Origin of the sequence: Streptomyces sp. NBC_01549 (assembly GCF_026339955.1) — a bacterium.
In the GTDB taxonomy this organism is placed as follows: Bacteria; Actinomycetota; Actinomycetes; order Streptomycetales; family Streptomycetaceae; genus Streptomyces.
Window position 1 is genome coordinate 1,936,682 of the sequence record NZ_JAPEPW010000001.1, and the last position, 19,523, is coordinate 1,956,204.

General features: G+C 70.2%; 18 protein-coding genes and 1 pseudogene. 10 read left to right on the forward strand and 9 right to left on the reverse strand.

The window, feature by feature from the left end:
• Positions 1-24 precede the first annotated feature (24 nt).
• The gene (rocD, locus tag OG819_RS08355) at positions 25-1,233 is read left to right on the forward strand and encodes an ornithine--oxo-acid transaminase (RefSeq protein ID WP_266627811.1); all 1,209 of its coding nucleotides are present in this window, start codon (positions 25-27) and stop codon (positions 1,231-1,233) included.
• Positions 1,234-1,245: 12 nt separating this feature from the next.
• On the opposite strand, the gene OG819_RS08360 is transcribed toward rocD, so the two are convergent.
• Together OG819_RS08360 and OG819_RS08365 are read right to left on the reverse strand one after the other, a co-directional pair.
• Positions 1,246-2,457 (reverse strand): glutathionylspermidine synthase family protein, encoded by a 1,212-nt coding sequence (locus OG819_RS08360; RefSeq protein WP_266648721.1) that lies wholly within the window; start codon positions 2,455-2,457, stop codon positions 1,246-1,248.
• 59 nt (positions 2,458-2,516) lie between these two features.
• Positions 2,517-2,867 (reverse strand): hypothetical protein, encoded by a 351-nt coding sequence (locus OG819_RS08365; RefSeq protein WP_266648723.1) that lies wholly within the window; start codon positions 2,865-2,867, stop codon positions 2,517-2,519.
• A 130-nt stretch (positions 2,868-2,997) separates the two neighbouring features.
• Here OG819_RS08365 and OG819_RS08370 point away from each other — a divergent pair, with 130 nt between their 5' ends.
• Positions 2,998-3,825, forward strand: a complete 828-nt coding sequence (locus OG819_RS08370) for a hypothetical protein (RefSeq protein WP_266652626.1) — start codon at positions 2,998-3,000, stop codon at positions 3,823-3,825.
• Positions 3,826-3,860: 35 nt separating this feature from the next.
• On the opposite strand, the gene OG819_RS08375 is transcribed toward OG819_RS08370, so the two are convergent.
• Positions 3,861-4,280, reverse strand: a complete 420-nt coding sequence (locus OG819_RS08375) for an ATP-binding protein (RefSeq protein ID WP_266648725.1) — start codon at positions 4,278-4,280, stop codon at positions 3,861-3,863.
• Positions 4,281-4,458: 178 nt separating this feature from the next.
• On the opposite strand from OG819_RS08375, the gene OG819_RS08380 reads away from it, so the two are divergent.
• Positions 4,459-5,304: a helix-turn-helix transcriptional regulator gene (locus tag OG819_RS08380; RefSeq protein WP_266648727.1), complete on the forward strand. Its 846-nt coding sequence runs from the start codon at positions 4,459-4,461 to the stop codon at positions 5,302-5,304.
• Between the two features lie 8 nt (positions 5,305-5,312).
• On the forward strand, positions 5,313-5,513 hold the full coding sequence (locus OG819_RS08385; protein ID WP_266627803.1) for a DUF397 domain-containing protein: 201 nt from the start codon (positions 5,313-5,315) through the stop codon (positions 5,511-5,513).
• 93 nt (positions 5,514-5,606) lie between these two features.
• Here the strand turns inward: OG819_RS08385 and OG819_RS08390 are convergent, their stop codons facing one another.
• Positions 5,607-6,752 carry a winged helix DNA-binding domain-containing protein gene (locus OG819_RS08390; protein WP_266648733.1) on the reverse strand — a complete coding sequence of 382 codons (1,146 nt, stop codon included), beginning with the start codon at positions 6,750-6,752 and terminating at the stop codon, positions 5,607-5,609.
• 88 nt (positions 6,753-6,840) lie between these two features.
• Complete coding sequence (locus OG819_RS08395; protein WP_266648735.1) at positions 6,841-7,620, reverse strand: DUF3050 domain-containing protein; 780 nt, start codon at positions 7,618-7,620, stop codon at positions 6,841-6,843.
• Between the two features lie 234 nt (positions 7,621-7,854).
• Here OG819_RS08395 and OG819_RS08400 point away from each other — a divergent pair, with 234 nt between their 5' ends.
• The 6 genes from OG819_RS08400 (at position 7,855) to OG819_RS08425 (ending at position 15,918) form a co-directional block, all read left to right on the forward strand.
• Positions 7,855-8,442: a hypothetical protein gene (locus tag OG819_RS08400; RefSeq protein WP_266652628.1), complete on the forward strand. Its 588-nt coding sequence runs from the start codon at positions 7,855-7,857 to the stop codon at positions 8,440-8,442.
• Between the two features lie 30 nt (positions 8,443-8,472).
• On the forward strand, positions 8,473-10,671 hold the full coding sequence (gene pabB / locus OG819_RS08405; RefSeq protein ID WP_266648738.1) for an aminodeoxychorismate synthase component I: 2,199 nt from the start codon (positions 8,473-8,475) through the stop codon (positions 10,669-10,671).
• A complete protein-coding gene (locus OG819_RS08410; protein ID WP_266648740.1) occupies positions 10,668-12,239 on the forward strand; it encodes an AMP-binding protein in 1,572 nt (523 codons plus the stop codon). Before pabB ends, OG819_RS08410 begins: the two co-directional genes overlap by 4 nt.
• A gap of 86 nt (positions 12,240-12,325) precedes the next feature.
• Positions 12,326-13,897 carry a class I adenylate-forming enzyme family protein gene (locus OG819_RS08415; protein WP_266627793.1) on the forward strand — a complete coding sequence of 524 codons (1,572 nt, stop codon included), beginning with the start codon at positions 12,326-12,328 and terminating at the stop codon, positions 13,895-13,897.
• A complete protein-coding gene (locus OG819_RS08420) occupies positions 13,894-15,093 on the forward strand; it encodes an FAD-dependent monooxygenase (RefSeq protein ID WP_266648742.1) in 1,200 nt (399 codons plus the stop codon). The genes OG819_RS08415 and OG819_RS08420 overlap by 4 nt, the downstream gene beginning before the upstream one ends.
• 18 nt (positions 15,094-15,111) lie before the next feature.
• Positions 15,112-15,918, forward strand: a complete 807-nt coding sequence (locus tag OG819_RS08425; protein ID WP_266648744.1) for an aminotransferase class IV — start codon at positions 15,112-15,114, stop codon at positions 15,916-15,918.
• A gap of 94 nt (positions 15,919-16,012) precedes the next feature.
• Here OG819_RS08425 and OG819_RS08430 read toward each other — a convergent pair whose 3' ends face one another.
• From OG819_RS08430 to OG819_RS08445, 4 genes and pseudogenes are all read right to left on the reverse strand, one after another.
• Positions 16,013-16,504, reverse strand: a complete 492-nt coding sequence (locus OG819_RS08430) for a carboxymuconolactone decarboxylase family protein (protein WP_266648745.1) — start codon at positions 16,502-16,504, stop codon at positions 16,013-16,015.
• 249 nt (positions 16,505-16,753) lie between these two features.
• On the reverse strand, positions 16,754-17,983 hold the full coding sequence (locus tag OG819_RS08435) for an RNA-guided endonuclease TnpB family protein (protein WP_266627782.1): 1,230 nt from the start codon (positions 17,981-17,983) through the stop codon (positions 16,754-16,756).
• Positions 17,984-18,242: 259 nt separating this feature from the next.
• Positions 18,243-18,365, reverse strand: a pseudogene (locus OG819_RS08440) (PLP-dependent aminotransferase family protein); the annotation flags it as partial.
• Between the two features lie 201 nt (positions 18,366-18,566).
• Positions 18,567-19,523, reverse strand: coding sequence for an ABC transporter substrate-binding protein (locus OG819_RS08445; protein ID WP_266648747.1), 957 nt, complete (start codon positions 19,521-19,523; stop codon positions 18,567-18,569).

Here is a 19,523-nt window from a genome sequence, read left to right on the forward strand (position 1 = left end):
CGCGCTGCAGGAAACGGAGATCCCGTGACCACCACCGAACGACTCATCGCCTCCGCCGACGCGCACGGCGCGCACAACTACCACCCACTGCCGGTCGTCGTGGCGACGGCGGACGGGGCCTGGATGACGGATGTCGAGGGCCGCCGGTTCCTCGACCTGCTGGCCGGCTACTCGGCGCTCAACTTCGGTCATTGCAACCGGCGGCTCATCGACGCGGCCCGGGCGCAGCTGGAGCGGGTGACGCTGACCTCGCGGGCCTTTCACCACGACCGGTTCGCCGACTTCTGCGCGCAGCTCGCGCAGCTGTGCGGCATGGAGATGGTGCTGCCGATGAACACGGGCGCGGAGGCGGTGGAGACCGCCGTGAAGACGGCCCGGAAGTGGGGGTACCGCGTCAAGGGCGTCCCCGACGGCCGGGCGAGGATCGTCGTGGCGAGCAACAACTTCCACGGCCGTACGACGACGCTCATCAGCTTCTCCACGGACGCGGAGGCCCGGACGGACTTCGGGCCGTTCACGCCGGGCTTCGACATCGTGCCGTACGGGGACCTGGCCGCGCTGCGGGCCGCGGTCACCGAGGAGACGGTCGCGGTGTTGCTGGAGCCGATCCAGGGCGAGGCGGGCGTGCTGGTGCCGCCGCCCGGCTACCTCGCCGGGGTGCGGGAGGTGACACGGGAGCGGAACGTCCTCTTCGTCGCGGACGAGATCCAGTCCGGTCTTGGGCGCACGGGCCGCACCTTCGCGTGCGAGCACGAGGGTGTGGTGCCGGACGTGTATGTGCTGGGCAAGGCGCTCGGGGGCGGGGTCGTGCCGGTGTCGGCGGTGGTGTCGAGCAGGGAGGTGCTCGGGGTGTTCCGGCCCGGTGAGCACGGGTCGACGTTCGGCGGGAACCCGCTGGCCTGCGCGGTGGCCCTCGAGGTGATCGCGATGCTGCGGTCAGGCGAGTACCAGCGGCGCGCCACGGAACTGGGTGACCATCTGCACCGGGAGCTGGGGCTGCTGACGAGCACGGGGCATGTCACGGCGGTACGCGGGCGGGGGCTGTGGGCGGGTGTCGACATCGCCCCCGAGTACGGCACGGGACGCGAGATCTCGGAGCGGCTGATGGACCGGGGCGTCCTGGTCAAGGACACCCACGGGGTCACGGTCCGGATCGCCCCGCCGCTGGTCATCAGCAAGGAGGACCTGGACTGGGGGCTGGCTCAGCTGCGTGCGGTGCTGGGTGTCGATTGAACGCCTGGAGGATCACGTGGGGTGGGAAACCTGTCCCGGGAAGATCACGTGGGGCAAGAAGCGGGCGTACTCGTCGGTGATCAGCCCGGACGACTCGCGGATGCCGAGCCCCGCCGACTCGCCGTCCACGACCCAGGCACCCAGGACTACGTGGTTGCCGTCGAACGTGGGCAGCGGGGCCAGCTCCTGGTAGCAGCAGGGCTCGTCCTCGCGTACGACGGGAGCGGCGCCCGGCGCGTGCACGGTCACCCCCGCGCCCTCCCGGCCGAGGAGGGGCTTGGCGACGTACCCCTTGGTGGTGGCCAGCTCCCGGGGGCCGTCGAGGTGGGCGGGGAGGAGGTTGGGGTGGCCCGGGTACAGCTCCCAGAGGACGGCGAGGAGGGCCTTGTTGCTGAGGAGCATCTTCCAGGCGGGCTCGATCCACAGGGTGGTGCCCGTACCGCCGCCGTTGTCGAGGGTGTCCAGGACGTGGTCGGCGAAGCGGTCGGTAGTGAGCCACTCCCAGGGGTAGAGCTTGAAGCAGCTGCGGATGAAGCGGAGCTGGTTGTCGACGAAGCGGCCGGAGAGGGAGTCCCAGCCGATCTCCTCCACCGAGATCCAGTCGGTGTCGAGGCCCGCCTGCTCCGCCGTCTCCTTCAGATACGCGACGGTCATGAGGTCCTCGCCGAGTTCGTCGGCGGCGGAGTGCGCGAAGTAGAGGGGGCTGCCTGGCGGGAGGAGGGCGGCCTGCTTCTTCCAGGCGGCGACGAGGCGTTCGTGGAGGGAGTTCCACTGGTCGGCGCCGGGGAAACGGTCCTCCATCCAGAACCACTGGGGGCTCGCCGCCTCGACGAGGGAGGTCGGGGTGTCGGCGTTGTACTCCAGCATCTTGGCGGGGCCCGTGCCGTCGTACCGCAGGTCGAACCGGCCGTAGACGGAGGGGAGTTCGTCGCGGCGCCGCCAGGCCTCGGTGACCGCCCGCACGACGCGCGGGTCGGTGATGCCGAGGTCGGCGAAACGGTTCTCCTTGACGATGTGCTCGGCCGCCACCAGGCACATGCGGTGCAGTTCCTCGGCGACCTCCTCCAGCGCCTCCACCTCCGGGAGCGAGAAGGCGTAGTACGCGCTCTCGTCCCAGTAGGGGCGCAGGGAGTCGTCCGGGTAGCGGGTCAGCGGGTAGATGAGGCCCTGGTGCTCGACGGTCTGCTGCCAGCCGGGGCGGGGCTCGATGGTGCGGCGTTCCATGGCGTACGGGTCCGATCGGTGCGGGGCGCGTCCTACAGGTGTGGTGACGTAGGGGACACTCAGCCGCCGGAGCTGCCCTTGCCGCTGCCGAAGCCGCCGCGGTCGATGGAGTGATGGCTGCCGCCGCTGGTGCTGCTGCCGGATCCCTTGCTCGCCTTGGTGAACGAGCCGCCGTCGACCCAGCCGCTCTTCTTCTTGCCGCCGTAGTACCAGCCGCTGCTGACCGAGGCCTTGGTGGTCTTGCAGTTCTTGTCGGCGACGACCTTGTAGCCCTTGGCCGAGGTGTAGCTGTCGCGGTCGACGCAACGCTTGTCGGGGTCCGAGGAGCAGGCGGTGAGAGCCGCCGCGAGAAGTCCCATGCCGCCGAGTACGACCGTGCCCGAGCGCAGTTGCCGTCGCGTGTCTGCCATCTTCTGTCCCCCGTTGTCCTGACCGTGCGTATTGCTCGGCGCAAGCGATCAGATTAGAGGCCCATTGAGCAAGGTGGGTGAGGCCCCCCTTCGATTCGACGTCCCCTACAGTCACTTCGTGCTCTTTGGAATGGTGTGCGCACTTGGTGCGGCGGTCTGTTTCGGTACGGCGACGGTGTTGCAGGCGATCGCCGCACGGGCGGCGGCCGACAGCGGCGGCTCGGGCGGGGACGCGGCGCTGCTGCTGCGGGCGCTGCGGCAGTGGCGGTATCTCGCGGGCCTGGCGCTGGACGGGCTGGGCTTCCTGCTGCAGATCGCGGCACTTCGCTCCATCCCCATCTACGCGGTCGGGGCGGCGCTGGCGGCGAGCCTCGCGGTGACGGCGGTGGTCGCCGCGCGGCTGCTGCACGTACGGTTGAGTGGGATGGAGTGGGCCGCGGTGGGGGTGGTGTGCGCGGGGCTCGGAATGCTCGGGCTGGCGTCCGGCACGGAAGGCGGCGAGGCCGGGTCGATGGCCCTCAAGTACTGGACGCTCGGGACCGCCGTGGTGGTGCTGCTGCTCGGTCTGGTGGGCGGGCGGATGTCCGGGCGGGGGCGGGCGCTGGTCCTCGGACTGGGCGCCGGGTTCGGGTTCGGGGTCGTAGAGGTCTCGGTACGGCTGATCGACGACCTGGCGCTCGGGCCGCTGGTCCGCAATCCGGCGACGTACGCGTTGCTCATCGGCGGAGGAGCCGCGTTCATCCTGCTGACCTCGGCGCTGCAGCGCGGCTCGGTGACGACGGCCACCGCGGGGCTGGTCATCGGCGAGACCATCGGACCGGCGCTCGTGGGCGTGATCTGGCTGGGCGACCGTACGCGCGAGGGCCTGGCCTGGCTGGCCGTGCTGGGATTCGTGGTCGCGGTGGCGGGGGCGTTGGTGCTGGCACGGTTCGGAGAGGCGCCGGTGGAGGAAGGGTGACGGGGCGACGGGGCTGTTTTCAGGGGCGCGGGGATCTACGCGGCCCCCAGTCCGCACCACACCAGCTTGCCCCGATGCCCGAGCCGGGAAAGCGGCTGCCAGCCCCACATGTCTGAGCACGCCCGTACGAGGGCGAACCCGCGTCCGCTTTCGGCATCGGTCAGCTCCTCCAACCGGCCGGGCGGCTCCGGCGGTTCGGGGTCGGCGTCCCAGGCACCGATCCGGAGGATGCCATCCCGGTAGCAGACGCGGAGACAGGCCGGACCCTTGGTGTGCAGCACGGCGTTGGAGACCAGCTCCGAGGCGAGGAGCTCGGCGGTGTCGACAAGGCGGATCAGGCCGTGAAGGGCGAGGATCAGACGGAGGGTGCGGCGGCAGACCGTGACGGCACGGGGGTCCTGGGGGATGTAGAGGGAGTACTCCCAGGAGTCGGGGGTGGAGTCGGTTTCGGGCATGCGTCAGCTCCAAGTGGGGGCGTGGGGTTTCGGGCGGTGGCAGTGCCGTAGCCGTCGCGGCAGGACGGAGCGGTGCGCTTCCGCAGCGTGAACGTCACATCACTGACGGTAGGGTCCAATCTTGGTCCGCCGCAACTCCCTGCCCTAATCTGACCCCGAACGAGTCAAGGAGGAAGTCGTGGCCCGCAGAACACAGGTAACTGCTCGTCAGGAGCGGCTGGGCACCGAACTGCGGAAACTCCGCGAGGCGGCAGGGCTCAAGGGGCGTGAGGCAGCCTCCCTATTGGGAACCGACGCGGGGCGGCTGAGCCAGATCGAGTCCGGCGTCGCAGGCGTGAGCGAGGAGACCGTACGACGCCTCGTCGCCCACTACGCCTGTACGGACGTGGAGTTGACCAGGGCCCTGGCGGCCATGGCGACCGAGCGGACACACGGCTGGTGGGAGGAGTACCGGGGCTCGCTGCCCACCGCGTTCCTGGATCTGTCCGAACTGGAGCATCACGCGACCCACTGCTGGGAGGTGAGCTTCCTGCACATCCCCGGGGTTCTCCAGACCGAGGATTACGCCCGTCGGATCCTCGGCCACCGAGTGCCTGAACTGCCTTCGACAGAGCTGGACTTGCGCGTTCGACATCGGTTGGCGCGGCGCGTCATCCTGGAGCAGCCGACTCCGTACAAGGCCGTGATTCACGAGGCTGCCCTGCGCATCAAGGTTGGCGATCGAACAGCGGCACGCGTTCAGCTCGCCGGCATCCTGGAACTCTCGGAGAGGGTTCACATCACCGTGCGCGTCATCCCCTTCGACCTGGAGGGATTCGCCGGTGCCGACAGCACCATGGTGTACGTGGGCGGGGCGGTCCCCCAACTGGACACCGTCGTACGCGACGGACCACACGGAACGGCCTTCATCGACTCCGAAGCCCAACTCGGTCGCTTTCGAACGCTCTTCCATAGGATGGAAGCCGCGTCGCTCACCCCGGAGCGTTCGCGTGACTTCATCCACACGCTGGCGAAGGAAGTGTGAGGCACCCCATGAGCGTTCCCGGCAACTGGCAGAAGTCCTCCTTCTCCGGCAGTGGAGATGGCAACGCCTGCCTCGAACTCGCCTCCACCCCCACCACCCTCCACCTCCGCGAGAGCGACACCCCGGCCACGGTCCTCACCACCACCCCGACCGCCCTCACCCACCTCCTGGCAGGCATACGCACCCACGCCGTCCCCGGCCGGGCGTGACCGAAGACAACGCCCCTGGGTGGATGAACCATACGAAGGGCTCACCACGTCCCGCAGAACAACCCAGGGAAGTTGGAGCGGCGAAACCGCTGATCACGGCAGCGTTGGCAGCAGCCGCACCTCGGCATCGGGGAGCTTGGCCCACCAGTGGTGATAGCGGCTGTAGACCGCCGCTTCGCGGTCTGCGAGCAGCGTCGTCAGGGACTGAGCCTCGGTGGCGAGTCCGTCCCAGACAGCGGGCGGGAGGGGATGAAACGCGGTGGCCTCGATGCCGCCGTCCACCGGCCGCCACACACCGGCGACATAGCCGTCCACCAGCAAGGTGGGCAGTACGTCGCCGTTGTTCCGGATCACCACGGAGCGGTAGGCGGGGGGTATCACCCGGCTGCGGTCGGCGTAGGCCAGCAGAATGCTGTCCCACATCGCCATGAGCCGGGGCGGGGTGGGGGTGTCCGCGGGCGGCCGAAGAGCACCTGGCAGGTCGTACAGCGTGACGCCGTCCGGCCCTTGGAGCTGCTCGACAGCGCCGTCCAAGGCTCGGAGGGCCGCGCGGACAGGTGCCCGCTGCACCATGGCGAACTGTGCGACGTCCGCTACCGACGCGGGCCCGAACCCCGCGAGATAGCGCAGGATCAGGGTCCGCAGCGCCTCCGGGTCCACCTGCCGCCCCGTGGGCACGGGCCCGGTCCCGGCCGCGACGAAGGACGCTTTGACACCGAACGACCACGGCGCGCCCGTCGGGGCATGGTGCAGCGGCGCGTACGCCTTCAGCCCCCACCACGCCCCGTCCTTCTCCTCGGAGCCGAGTCGTTCCTCGACCCATGCCCTCATTTCGGCCGCGGTCCGCGGGCGTGCGGCGAAGGCCAGCAGCTCCGCCATCACCGCCTCCGCGTCCGCCGGTGTGCGCCTCCCTGCGGCGAAGCGAGACCCGAGGCGAGAGCCATACAGGACCGGCTGCATCGCCGCACGGAACACCTGGTAGTCCTCGGCGTGCACAGCGTGCAGGGTGATCCGCATCAACGTCGCCTTGACCACCGAGCGCCGGGTGAAGGCGGCATCCAGCTCGGCCGGGTCAAAGCCGGAGAGACGATTCCAGAGTGCGAGATACGGCGAGGCCGGGTGCTGCGCCTGAAGCGCGACTATGCGCCGCACTCCGTCGGGGACGGACAACGGCTCCCGCTCCAGAAGCAGTTGGCGACTGAGGGTGGCTCGGTTGAGCTCGCGCGCGGTGATCTTCACGACGCAGGATTCTGCCGCATCCCGGGCGGGAGAAGCGGCGCGCAGCCCCGTCCCAGGGGACCGTCCCGGCAGCGCACCCCGCCAGTCCTCAGGCCATCGTCGCCACGATCCCGTCCCACAGCCGGACCCTCGCCTCGAGGGCCAGCGTCGCTGTTTCGACCGCCTCCTGCCAGCGTGTGTCGTCCGTGCCGCAGAGGTCGGCGACCATCTGCATGGCCATGGGGGTGTGCTCCTCGCCGTCGACCTCGATATGTCGGGCCAGGTAGTCGCAGAAGAGCGGGAAGCGGTCGGTGCCCTCCTTGTTGATGACCTGGTCGAACATGTCGGGGATGAGGTCCTCGCGGGAGAAGGCGAACGCGGCGGCCCGGCAGTGCAGCGGCCGGTCCGCGATGATCTCGAAGGTCGTGCGGACGAACTCGGCGGCGGGGGCGGGGACTTGGGTGACGCGGAGTGCCGAGGGCACGTCGTGACCCTCGGTGACCAGGGCGAGGAAGGTGTCGATCCTGGTCACGTCGGCGTCCGCCTCGGCCATGCCCGCGCGGTACAGCTCGAAGTGGCTGGTGAAGCCGCCGTTCAGCTCGTCGCTCTCCTCGACCAGGACGATGTCGTTGATCAGGCGCCGGCTGACCTCCGTGCCGCGCGGCACCCAGGGGACGTCGACGCAGGTCAGTTCCCGTTGGAGGGATTTCAGGAGTGACATGAAGTCCCATACCGCGAACACATGGTGCGCCATGAACGTCGCCATGTCCTCCCGGCTGTTTATCCGCTGGTAAATCGGGTGCGTGGTGACCTCTTTACGGGCGGGTTCGATCACGGAACGCGCCCGCTCGATTCCCTCGTGGTTCATATTCCAGTCGTACCTGGACATGGGATCTCCTTCTTGGGGACGGATGAGGGGAAACCTCGGCGGTGGATGGCGATCGTGCAGCTTTACCGAGGGACCTCGCAAGCACTTTCTAGAATTACGGGAGAGTTACCAGGAGTATCGATCGACAGAAGATATCAAGATAACCGAAAGGTAAACAAACGGTCACGATCCGGACACTAGAAAAACTTCGTTGAAGATTTGAACGCGCTGCATGCGCTTTCCGTACTCGGTAGCGTGACCAGGAATCCCGTAACCGTCACCGTGGCGTATCACGTGATCCCGGGCCGCGAGACCGACTTCCACTCCTGGGGGTGGGCCGTACTGCGGGCGAGCTCGCGCGAACCTGGCTTCCTAGGGGGTGGTGTGCTTGCCGACGGAGAGGCGGAGTGGCATGTGGTCTACCGCTTCGACAGCGAGGGGTCGGCCCTGGCCTGGGAAGACTCGATCATCCGGGCACAGTGGGCCACCCGCGCGAACCCGTTCGCCCGGGAGACGGGGCGCCGCAGCGTGCGGGGCTCCAAGAGCTGGTTCGACGCCCAGACCGGCGCACCGAAACCGCCGGCCGCGCCGCTCCCGCCCGCGAAATGGAAGCTTTGGTTCGTGAATATGAGCGCGGTCTTCCCGCCGGTTCTCTTATTCAATCTGCTCGTGATTCCGTATCTCGGAGGTCTCAATCCGCTGATCCGTACGCTGCTGCTGTGTCTCTGCGTGACGGCCCTCGTCACGTGGATTCTCATGCCGCGACTTCAGCGATTCTTCAAGAAATGGCTGTACCCGCCGCTCCAGGCGCTCCGCGGACGTCACAAAAGACGGACCGCGTAGGCCCGAGAACGATCAAAGGGAGGTGGGCGGGTGAAGACCCTGCTCATCGACAATTACGACTCGTACACGTACAACCTGTTCCAGCTGATAGCCGAGGTCAACGGCGAGGAGCCTGTGGTGATCCTCAACGACGCCGCCCCCGACGGAACAGGCGGAAAAATTCCGGATCTCTCGGAATTCGACAATGTGGTGGTGTCGCCCGGACCGGGGCACCCGGCCGAATCCCGTGACTTCGGGATCAGCGCCAGAGTGCTCGCGGAGTCCACGATCCCGGTGCTCGGCGTCTGCCTGGGCCACCAGGGCATCGCGCTCGGGGAGCGGGGCCGGGTGCTGCCCGCCCCGGAGCCCCGGCACGGGCATCTGTCGAGGATCCGGCACGACGAGCGGGACCTGTTCCAGGGGCTGTCGCAGCACTTCACCGCGGTCCGCTACCACTCACTGTCCGTGCACGAGCCGCTGCCCGGGACGCTGGAAGCCACGGCCTGGTCGGAGGACGGCGTCCTGATGGGGCTGCGGCACCGCACCCGGCCGCTGTGGGGCGTGCAGTTCCACCCGGAGTCCGTCCTCACCGAGTACGGCCACCGGATACTCGTGAACTTCCGCAACCTCACGGCGCGCCGCGCCCGCAAGACCCGTACGAAGAACACCGCGGTCACCCCGTCCGCGGCGGCCTTCCCCGCCCCGGCCGCGCCCTCCCGCCCCACGCGGACCGTCCGCCCCGCCCACCGGCTGCACACGCGCCGCATCGCCACCGCCGTCGACGCGGAGGCCGCCTTCACCCGGATGTACGCCGCCTCCCCGCGGGCGTTCTGGCTGGACAGCGCGCGGGTCGAGGAGGGGCAGTCACGGTTCTCGTTCTTCGGTGACGGCTCCGGGCCGCTGTCGGAGTTCGTCCGGTACGACGTCACGAGCGGCCGCTGCGAGATCGAGCGGGCCGGGCGGCCGCCGCGCAAGGTCCGGGCGAGCGTCTTCGACTACCTCAAGCGGCAGTTGGCGAACCGCCACGTGGACGCCACCGGACTGCCCTTCGACTTCACCGGCGGATACGTCGGCTACTTCGGGTACGAGACCAAGGCCGACTGCGGCTCCCCCAACCGCCACCGGGCCGAAACCCCGGACGCCTGCTGGCTGTTCGCCGACCGGCTGATAGCGGTGGACCACCAGGAGGGCTTCACCTACGCCGTCTGTGTGGCCGAGGACACCCCCCAGGCCACCCGGGAGGCCACCGACTGGCTCGACGGCGCGCTCGCCCAGCTCACCTTCGTCGGCGCCGACCCGCAGCCCTTACCGCCCGCGCCCGTGTCGGCCGAGCCGGACCTCGGCGCCGCCGAGCCATGGCTCGTCCGCGACCGGGACACCTACCTCGCGGACATCGAGGCCTGCGCGCGGGAACTCCATGCGGGCACCAGCTACGAGATCTGTCTGACCAACGCCGCCCGGCTGCCCGCGCCGCCCGACGCGTACGACTTCTACCGGGTGCTGCGCCGCGTCAACCCGGCGCCGTACGCGGCCTTCCTGCGGTTCGGCGACCTCGACGTGGCGAGCGCCTCCCCCGAACGCTTCCTGCGGATCACCCGGGGCGGCGTCGCCGAGGCCCGGCCCATCAAGGGCACCGCTCCCCGGGGCTCCACCCCTCAGGATGACGCGGCCCTCAGGGACGCGCTCGCCGCCGACGCCAAGACCCGCGCCGAGAACCTGATGATCGTCGATCTGCTCCGCAACGAACTGGGCCGGGTCTGCCGGACCGGGACGGTACGCGTCTCCCGGCTCATGGCCACCGAGACCTACGCCACCGTGCACCAGCTCGTCTCCACCGTCGAGGGCCGGCTGCGCCCGGACACGGAAGCGGTGGACTGCGTCCGCGCCTGTTTCCCCGGCGGCTCGATGACCGGCGCGCCCAAGCTGCGCACCATGGAGATCATCGAGACGCTGGAGACCGAGGCGCGCGGGGTGTACTCCGGGGCCCTCGGCTACCTGGGGTGCAGCGGCGGCGCCGACCTCAACATCGTCATCCGTACCGCCGTACTCGCGGACGGGCTGATGCACCTGGGCGCGGGCGGCGCGATCGTCCTCGACTCCGATCCGGCCGCGGAGTACGACGAGATGCTGCTGAAGACGGCGGCGCAGATGCGAGCCCTGCGGGAGCACCAGGAAGCCACCCCGACAGGGGTGAGCGCCCGTCGGGCGGACACCCCCCGCCGCGCCGCCGTAGAGGAGCCCGCCCGGTGACGATCCCCACGTCCACGCCGTCTCCGCAGTCGCCGACCGGCACCCACGCGGACGCCGAAGCCCCCGGCAACCTCGCCACCCATCTCGCCGCGCTCGCCGAGCGGCGCGGCTGGGGTGAGCGGGTCGCCTTCCACCAGGGCCACCGGGCCTGGACGCACGGCGAGGTGCACGAGCTCGCGGGCCGTGCGGCCGGTGTGCTCGCCGCGCACGGCGTGGGTGCGGGCGACCGGGTGCTGCTCGCGCTGCCCGACGGGATCGCCTGGGTGGCGGCCTTCCTCGCCACCGCCCGGCTGGGAGCCGTCGCGGTCCTGGTCAATCCCGAACTGCCCCCGGCCGATCACGCGTTCATGGCCGAGGACGCCCGGGCCGTGCTCTGCGTGACCGGGCCGGGCCTGGAGGACCGCTTCACCGACCGCGTACGCCTCGGCGCCGATCAGCTGATGGCGCTCACCGCCGAAGCCGAGCCGGTCGCCGCCCACCCGGTCGACGCGCACACCTCGCTCTACGTCCAGTACACCTCCGGCACCACGGGCCGGCCCAAGGGCGTCGTGCACTGTCACGGCGACCCGAAGACGTACCACGACCTCATCGGCCGTCGGCTGCTGCGGATCACCCCCGACGACGTCACCCTGTCGGTGTCGAAGCTGTACTTCGCGTACGGCTTCGGCAACTCCTTCGTCTTCCCGCTCTTCTCCGGCTCGTCCGCCGTCCTGGTGGACCGGCGCCCGGGCCCGGCCGCCGTGGACGAGCTCGTCGCCCGGCACCGGGTCACCCTGCTCTACTCCGTGCCCTCCGCGTACGCCGCCCTCGTCGCCGACCGGGGCAGCGGCCACGTGGCCTGCTTCGCCTCCGTACGTGCCGCGGTGTCGGCCGGGGAGGGTCTGCCCGAGGGGCTGGGGAAGCAGGTCACCGATCTGCTGGGCGCGCCGGTCCTGGAGCAGATCGGCTCCACCGAGGCCGGTCACGCGTTCTGCGCCAACAGCCTCGAGCACAACCACCCGGGCACGGTGGGCCGTCCGGTCCCCGGCTTCGAGGTGGAACTGCGCGACGGCGCCGGCGTGCCGGTGGAGGACGGGGCGGAGGGCGAACTCTGGGTGCGCGGGCCGACGCTGACGCCCGGCTATCTGAACCGGCCCGAGGAGACGGAACGCACCCTGGTCGGCGGCTGGCTGGCCACCCACGACCGGGCGCGCCGCGAGGAGGACGGCAGCTACCGGCACCTGGGACGCACCGACGACCTGGAGACGGTCGGCGGGATCACCATCTCCCCGCTGGAGGTGGAGGCCGTACTGCGGGCCCATCCGGCGGTGAAGGAGGTCGCGGTCGCGGCCATGACCGACTGGCGCGGCTTCAGCCGGCTGCGGGCCTTCGTCGTCCCCGTCTCGCCCCTGCCGCCCGGCCTCTCGGGGCTGTCCGGTCCGTCCGGTCTGGAGCCCGAACTCGTGGGCCTGGCGCGCGAGCACCTCGCCGCGTTCAAGGTCCCCAGAGTCATCAGCTTCGTCCCGTCACTGCCCCGCACCGCGACCGGAAAACTCCGCCGCCACCTCGTCCGCCAGGGCGCCTGGTGACCACGGCCACAACCGCAGCTACGGCCATGTCCACAGCCACAGCCACAGCCACAGCCACAGCCACAGCCACAGAAGGGAACGGGCACATGCGACAGCAGCAGCCCCTGCTCGCCGACCGCGGTTTCTACCTGGGCCCGATGTTCCGGCACGCGGCGGACCGCCACGGAGCCGTCTTCGTGACCCTGGACCGGCCGCTGGACGTGAACCCGGGTCTTGGGGTCGACCTCAGCTACTCGGTACTGGCCGAGGTGGTCGAGGAGCTCTCCGGACGGCTGTGGGAGGCCGGGGTCCGGCCCTCGGAGGAGGTGGTCGTCCACAAGACGGACAACGTCGACATCGTCCTGCTGACCTGCGCCGTCTCCCGTATCGGGGCCGTTCCCGTCCTCCTGTCCCCCGCGCTCGCCGGTCCGGTGGTGGGCCGGCTTCTCGAACGGCTCCACCAACCCTGGCTGATCACCGACAGAGCCAAGCTGGAAGGCCCGCTGGAGGACGTCGACGTCTCCGCTCTCGTACGCCGCACGCTCACCGTGGACGACGCGCCGGGGGCCGAGCCCCTGGAGAAGTACGCCGGGGCGGACACCCCCTCTCCCGTCCGGCTGCATCCGCGCGAGCCCGCCCTGATCACCCACAGTTCGGGCACCACCGGTCTCCCCAAGCTCGCCGTGCACTGCGCGAACACCATGTGGAACCGGCTCGTCCCGCAGAAGGCGATGGGTTGGCCCACCCGCGGCGAGACCGCCGCGCTGCACATGTCGTTCGTGCACTCGCGCTTCTACCATCTGCTCGGCGTCCTGCTGCACTTCGGCAGCCCGCTCGTGCTCATCACCGACCCGGACCCGGCCACGGTGGGACCGCTGCTGACCCGGCACCGCCCCGGCATCGTCGAGACCCACCCCAACACCTTCGTGCTGTGGGAGGAGCTGGCCGACGCGCCCGGAGCGCCGCTGTCGCGGGTCCGCTCGTACGGCTCCACGTTCGACGCGATCCATCCGCGCACCGTACGGCGGCTGCTGGGCGCCTCGAAGCGGCGCGCGCCCTGGCTGATCCAGCTGTACGGGCAGAGCGAGACGGGCCCGGTGGCGTTCCAGTGGTTCACCCGGCGCAGTGCCGCCCGCGCGGACGGGCGCCGGGTCGGGACCGGGATCCCCGGCTTCACCCGGGTCCGGGTCACGGACGACTCCGGCGGGCGGGCCAGGCCCGGCACGCCCGGCCGTATCGAGGCCCGCACCCGGGGGCGGATCCTCACCTACCTCGGCGCCCGGGAGCAGTACCAGCGCCAGCTCGCCGGCGACGGCTGGTGGCAGATGGGCGACATGGGGTACCAGAGTCGGCTGGGCGGGCTGTATCTGATCGACCGTGAGATAGATCGGATCGACTCGGTGCACAGCAATCTGGAGGTCGAGGACGCGCTGATGGAACGGCTGGAGGAGCTGCGCGAGGTGGTCATCGTGCCCGGCGCGGACCGCGAACCGGTGCCGGTGGTGTGCGTGCGGGGCGAACGGCCGCTGGACCCGGCGCGCTGGCGGGAGGCCACGGCCGATCTGCCGCCCCTGGCCGAGCCCCGGCAGTGGCGCTTCGAGGAGCTGCCGATGACCGCGACCTGGAAGGTGAAGCGGGTGGAGATCACCCGCATGCTGGCCCAGGGCGCGCGTACGTGAGCGGCGCCCCCGGCCGTCCGGTCCTCGTGGTGGGTGCCGGGCCCGTGGGTCTGTCGGCGGCGCTCGGGCTGCGGGCGCACGGGCTGCCGGTCGTGCTCCTGGAGGCGGACCCCGAGGAGCGTGAACGCCCGGGCAGCCGCGCCCTGTTCGTGCAACGGGAGACCCTGCGGCTGCTCGACGGGATGCGCCCGGGGCTGGCCGCCGAGATCACGGCGTACGGGCGCACCTGGCACACCAGACGGACCCTGTACCGGGGCCGCGAGGTGTACGCCCGCACCTTCCCGCCGCCGTCCACGCCCGGCCTTCCGCCCTTCACCAGCCTGCGCCAGGTGGACACCGAGCGCTTCCTGCGCGCCGCGTGCGAGGAAGCCGGGGTGGACTTCGTGTGGGGGGCGCGGGTGGCGGGGGTGCGCGTCTCGTCGTCAGAGGTCGTGCTCACCGGTGCGGACGGCCGGGTCTGGACCGGTACCCACGCCGTCGCCGCCGACGGGGCGCGCTCGGCGGTCCGGGGCGAGCTGGGCATCCCGATGGAGGGGACGCGCGCGGACGGCTTCCACGTCGTCGTGGACGTCGCCGATGTGCCGGGCGCCGAGCTGCCGTTGGAGCGGGTCTTCCACTACGAGCATCCGGGGGTGGGCGGCCGCAGTGTGATGCGGGTGCCGTTCACCGGCGGCTTCCAGGTCGACCTGCAGTGCCGGGACGACGACGCGCAGGACGCGTACGGGACCGAGGAGGCCGTACGGGAATGGCTGCCCGCGGTGGTGGGCGACGGGTACGCCGAGCGGATCCTGTGGGTGTCGACGTACCGCTTCCTGCGCAAGGTCGCCGCCTCGTTCAGCGACCCGCACCGGCGGGTGCTGCTCGTCGGCGAGGCCGCCCACCTGTTCCCGCCGTTCGGCGCGCGCGGGATGAACAGCGGGATCGCGGACGCGGCGGCGGCCGCTCGGGCGATCGCCGACGGGACGGTGGACGCGGTCGCCGATTTCGCCGAGGTCCGGCGGGCGGCGGCCCTGTTCAACAGCGCGGCCGCCGGCAACGCGCTGGACCATCTGCGGCCGCACCGCCGGATCGTCCGGGTCAAGCAGCGGGCGGCCGCGGCGCTCGCGCCCGTGCTGCCGTGGTGCGGTTCCTGGCTGGAGCACGCGCCGTACGGGCCGCGCAACGGTTCGCCCGCTGTCGCGGGCCGCAAGTACTGAGAGCGAGAGGGGAAGGCAGTGACACAACCGGCTGTCGTGGAGGAGCTGTTGGCGTGGGCGCCCGGCCGTGGGCTGGCCTCCGGTCCGGCCCCGGGCGCGTGGCCGGGCGGGCGGCTGCTCGTCGCGGACTCGTGGTTGCTGCGCGAGGGCCGGATGCGCGGCCTCGACCGGCACCGGGAGCGCTTCCTGCGGGCCTGCGGCGACTGCGGCGGGCCACCGCTGGAGCGGCTCGTCGCGTTCTGGCGGGACATGACCGCCGCGCTGCCGCGCACCGGCGAGTGGTTCCCCCGGGTCGAACTCGCCTCCGGCTCCATGGAGTTGCGACTGCTGCTACGGAAGGCGCCGCCGCTCGGCACGGGCGTCCGGGTCTGGGCGGCGGGGCAGAGCGATCCACGGAGCGTCCCCCGCCGCAAGGGACCCGACCTGGACACCCTCGCCCGGGTGAGGCGGCGGGCGGCCGGGGAGGGCGCGGAGGAGGCGGTGCTGATCGCGTCCTCCGGTGTGGTGCTGGAGGCGGCCACGGCCAGCCTGCTGTGGTGGGAGGACGACACCCTGTGCCTGCCCTCGCCGCAGCTGCCCGTCCTCGCCGGGGTGACGGCCGGCCTCATCCAGGAGCGGGCCCACCGGTCCGGGATCCGTGTCGCCCACCGCGAGCGGACCGTGGCCGAGCTCGACGGCCGTGAGGTGTGGCTGGTCAACGCGCTGCACGGGATCCGGCCGGTGACGGCCTGGACGGCGCGGCCGATGAGTCCGGCGCCGGCGGTGCGCGCCCCGGAATGGCGGAATTGGCTGGACGACATCATGGAGCCGCTGCCGGTCGACTGAATTCCGGAGTCGACCGGATTCCGGACGGGAGCACCGGAACAAAAAGCGCCGGGCCGAATTGAATTCGACCCGGCGCTGCTTCTCGTACCCGAATTCAGCTTTTCTTCTGGACGGGCTGATAGGCGCCCGGAACCATACGGGTCGCGATCGCGATCCGGTTGTACGCGTTGATGACGGTGGCCGCCCAGATCAGCGCCGCGAGCTGCGCCTCGTCGAAGACCTCCGTCGCCGCGGCATAGACCTCGTCCGGCACGCGTCCGTCGTGGACCAGCGTCACGGCCTCGGTCAACGCCAGTGCGGCACGCTCCCGTTCGGTGAAGAACGGGGTCTCCCGCCAGGCGCTCAGCGCGTAGACCCGCTGCTCGGTCTCGCCCCCGGCGCGGGCGTCCTTGGTGTGCATGTCGAGGCAGAACGCGCAACCGTTGAGCTGCGAGGCGCGAATCCTGATCAGCTCCAGGAGTTCCGGTTCGACCTTGGCGTCCTGGGCCGCGGAAACGGCGGCTCCGTGCAGGGCGCCCATGGCGCCGGACACCTCGGGGGTAATCTTCTTCAGGGCCACACGGGACAGGGCTTCACTATTACTCATGAGGCGACTCTATTCCATGAAAAGGGCCGTCGACTCTCTCGTTGTGGAAAATACTGCGGGAAGTTCCATCGAAAGGCAGTGCCCCGCACAGTGCGTCCAGTGCCCCGACAACCCGTGGTCCAGCGGTATCCCGCACCCCACCACGATCACGTCGGACCGCTCGGCGGTCGGTCGACTCCGGGTGGCGTTGACTTGCTCTCCTTGCTGAAGCAGGGAGATTCTGGCCTTCCGGTCCGGGGTGCTGTGCCGCTATGCGGCACGGGCTCCGGTGCGGATTCCGTGGCTTCCTGCTTCATCGCGCTGCGCCGGAACGGGTCCCGGTCTTACCTGCGCTTGACAGGCTGTCACCGCCAGTCCGGCGGCCTGTTTGACGTTCTTCGCGGCGTTGTGGTCCCGGTCGTGAGCAGTGCCGCATGCGCTACACGTCCATTCCCGTACGTGCAGGGGCTTGGGCCCGTTCTTGATGCCGCAGTTTGAGCATGTCTGGCTGGTCGGTTCGAAGCGCCCGACCTTGACGAAGACGCGCCCGTACCGGGCGGCCTTGTACTCCAGCATGGCCACGAATGCCGCCCATCCTGCGTCGTGGACGGACTTGCCGAGCCGGGTGCGCGCGAGGCCGTTCACCGCCAGGTCCTCCACCGCGACCGCTTGGTTTTCGCGGATCACGCGGGTGGAGAGCTGATGGTGGAACTCATGGCGGGCATCGGCCACCTGCGCATGCGCGCGGGCGACCTTCCGGCGGGCCTTCTCCCGGTTCTTCGATCCCTCCTGCTTGCGGGACAGCTCCCGCTGGGCTTTCTTCAGTTTCTTCTCCGCCCGGCGCAGAAACCGAGGACTGTCGATCTTCGTCCCGTCCGAAAGGACAGCGAAATGAGTCAGGCCCAGGTCGATCCCCACGCTCGGCAGGCCGTCGGCGTCGGGCATCCGCGCCAGGTCAGCGTCCGGGTCGGTCTCGATCACGAAGGAGGCGAAGAATCGCCCCGCTGCGTCCCGGATCACCGTCACACTCGACGGGATCGAAGGAAGGTTGCGTGACCAGCGCACCTTCACCTCACCGATCTTCGGCAGAAGCAACCGCCCCGCCTCGCTGATCTTCCAGCGGGCGTTGGCGGTGAACCGGATCGCCTGCCGGGCATCCCGCTTGGACTTGAAGCGCGGTGCCCCCACCCGCGCTCCCTTCCCGCCACCCTTCAGGGAGGCGAAGAAGTTGGTGTACGCGCTCTCCACGTCCCGCAGCGATTGCTGTAACACCACCGCCGAAACCTCACCCAGCCAAGCCCGCTCCGGCCTGGTCTTCGCCTGAGTGATCAGCGTCTTCGACAGTACGGCCGCTCCCGGGTACGGGGTGCCCTCCCGCCTGGCCTGTTCGCGGGCGGCGACAGCGTCGTTGTACACCACCCGCGCACACCCGAATGCCCGCGCCAGCGCGGCACGCTGGCCCGGACCCGGGTCGAGACGGAAAGCATACCGAAGCTGCATGATCCGGACGCTAACACCCACCGCCGACCCCCTGTGCCCGATCGGTCGAATCCGGATCTGCCGCAACGATTCGCCAGCTTGGGTGGAGCGTTCCCGGCTCCGTGGGAGGACGTTTCTGCGGCGTTCCGCACCGTCATCACGTGATCCGCTTCACCACCGGTCTGAAGGACTCTGCATGGACGACCAACGACCCAGCCCCGCTCGAATCACGCATTCCTCAGCAGAGTCCTGAAGGCCGGTGCACTGCGGATGAATCCCAGTAGTGGTCCAGCCCATGTGCGGCGAGGGCCTGCCAGGCGGCCGCCCACCACGTCGGCTGCTCGGTTCCGGGTGGGAGTCGCAGCACCACATGCAGGCCCGCCGCGATGCCTGCCGCCCGAACCGCATCAACGTACTCCCGCTGCTGCGGACGGGGATCCGGAGGTCGATCAATGTGTTCTCCCGGCCCGACGGCTCCTCGTTCACCGAGCGGATGACCGAGCTCGGTGAACGAGGAACCACCCGGATCACCTTCGGGTCAGGCCTCCAGCGCCGCGCGGCCGAGGCGCCGCGGGAGATCGCCGCGCACCCAAGACAGCCGGGGTCACGGCAGCCACGCGTGCCATGTCGACGCGTGGCTGTCGACCCACTTCTTCGCCGCCTCCTGCGCCGACAGCTTGTCGTTCGCGATCATCAGGGAGACCTCGTTCTGGTCCTCGGTGGTCCACTGGAACTTCTTCAGGAAGGCGGCCGCCTTGCCGCCGCTCTTCGCGAAGTCGGCGTTCAGGTACTTCTGGAGCGGTGTGTGCGGGTAGGCGCAGGCCACCTTGGCCGCGTCGGCGTCGCAGCCCTCCTTGTACGCGGGCAGCTTCACCTCCGTCATGGGGACCTTCTTGAAGAGCCACTGGGGTGAGTACCAGTAGGTGAGGAAGGGCTTCTTCTCCTTGGCGAACTGCTTCATCTGGGTGATCTGCGCGGCCTCCGAACCGGCGAACACCACCTGGTAGTTCAGCTTCAGGTTGGTCACCAGGGCCTTGTCGTTGGTGACGTAGGAGGGCGAGCCGTCCATGAGCTGGCCCTTGCCGCCGCTCTCCGCGGTGCGCATGAGGCCGGCGTACTTGTCGAGGTTCTTCCAGTCGGTCACGTCGGGGTGCTGCTTGGCGAAGTACGTCGGGACGTACCAGCCGATGTGCCCGGTGACGCCCAGGTCCCCGCCGGGCGCGATCGTCTTCTTGTCCTCGACGTACCGCTTCTCCTGGTCGGGGTGGCCCCAGTCCTCCAGGATGGCGTCGACCCGACCCTGGCTGAGCGCGTCCCACGCGGGGACCTCGTCGACCTGGACGGTGTCCACGCGATAGCCGAGCTCGTGCTCCAGCAGGTACTGCGCGACGGCCACGTTGGCCTGCGCGCCCACCCAGGACTGGACGGAGAGGGTCATGCTCTTGGAGCCCCGCGCGTTCGCGAAGGGCGAGGCCTGCTTGGTCATGTCGACGGCGCCGCAACCGGTCAGCGTCAGCAGCGCGGCCGCACCGGCCATCACCGAAGTCGTGCGAAGGCGCAT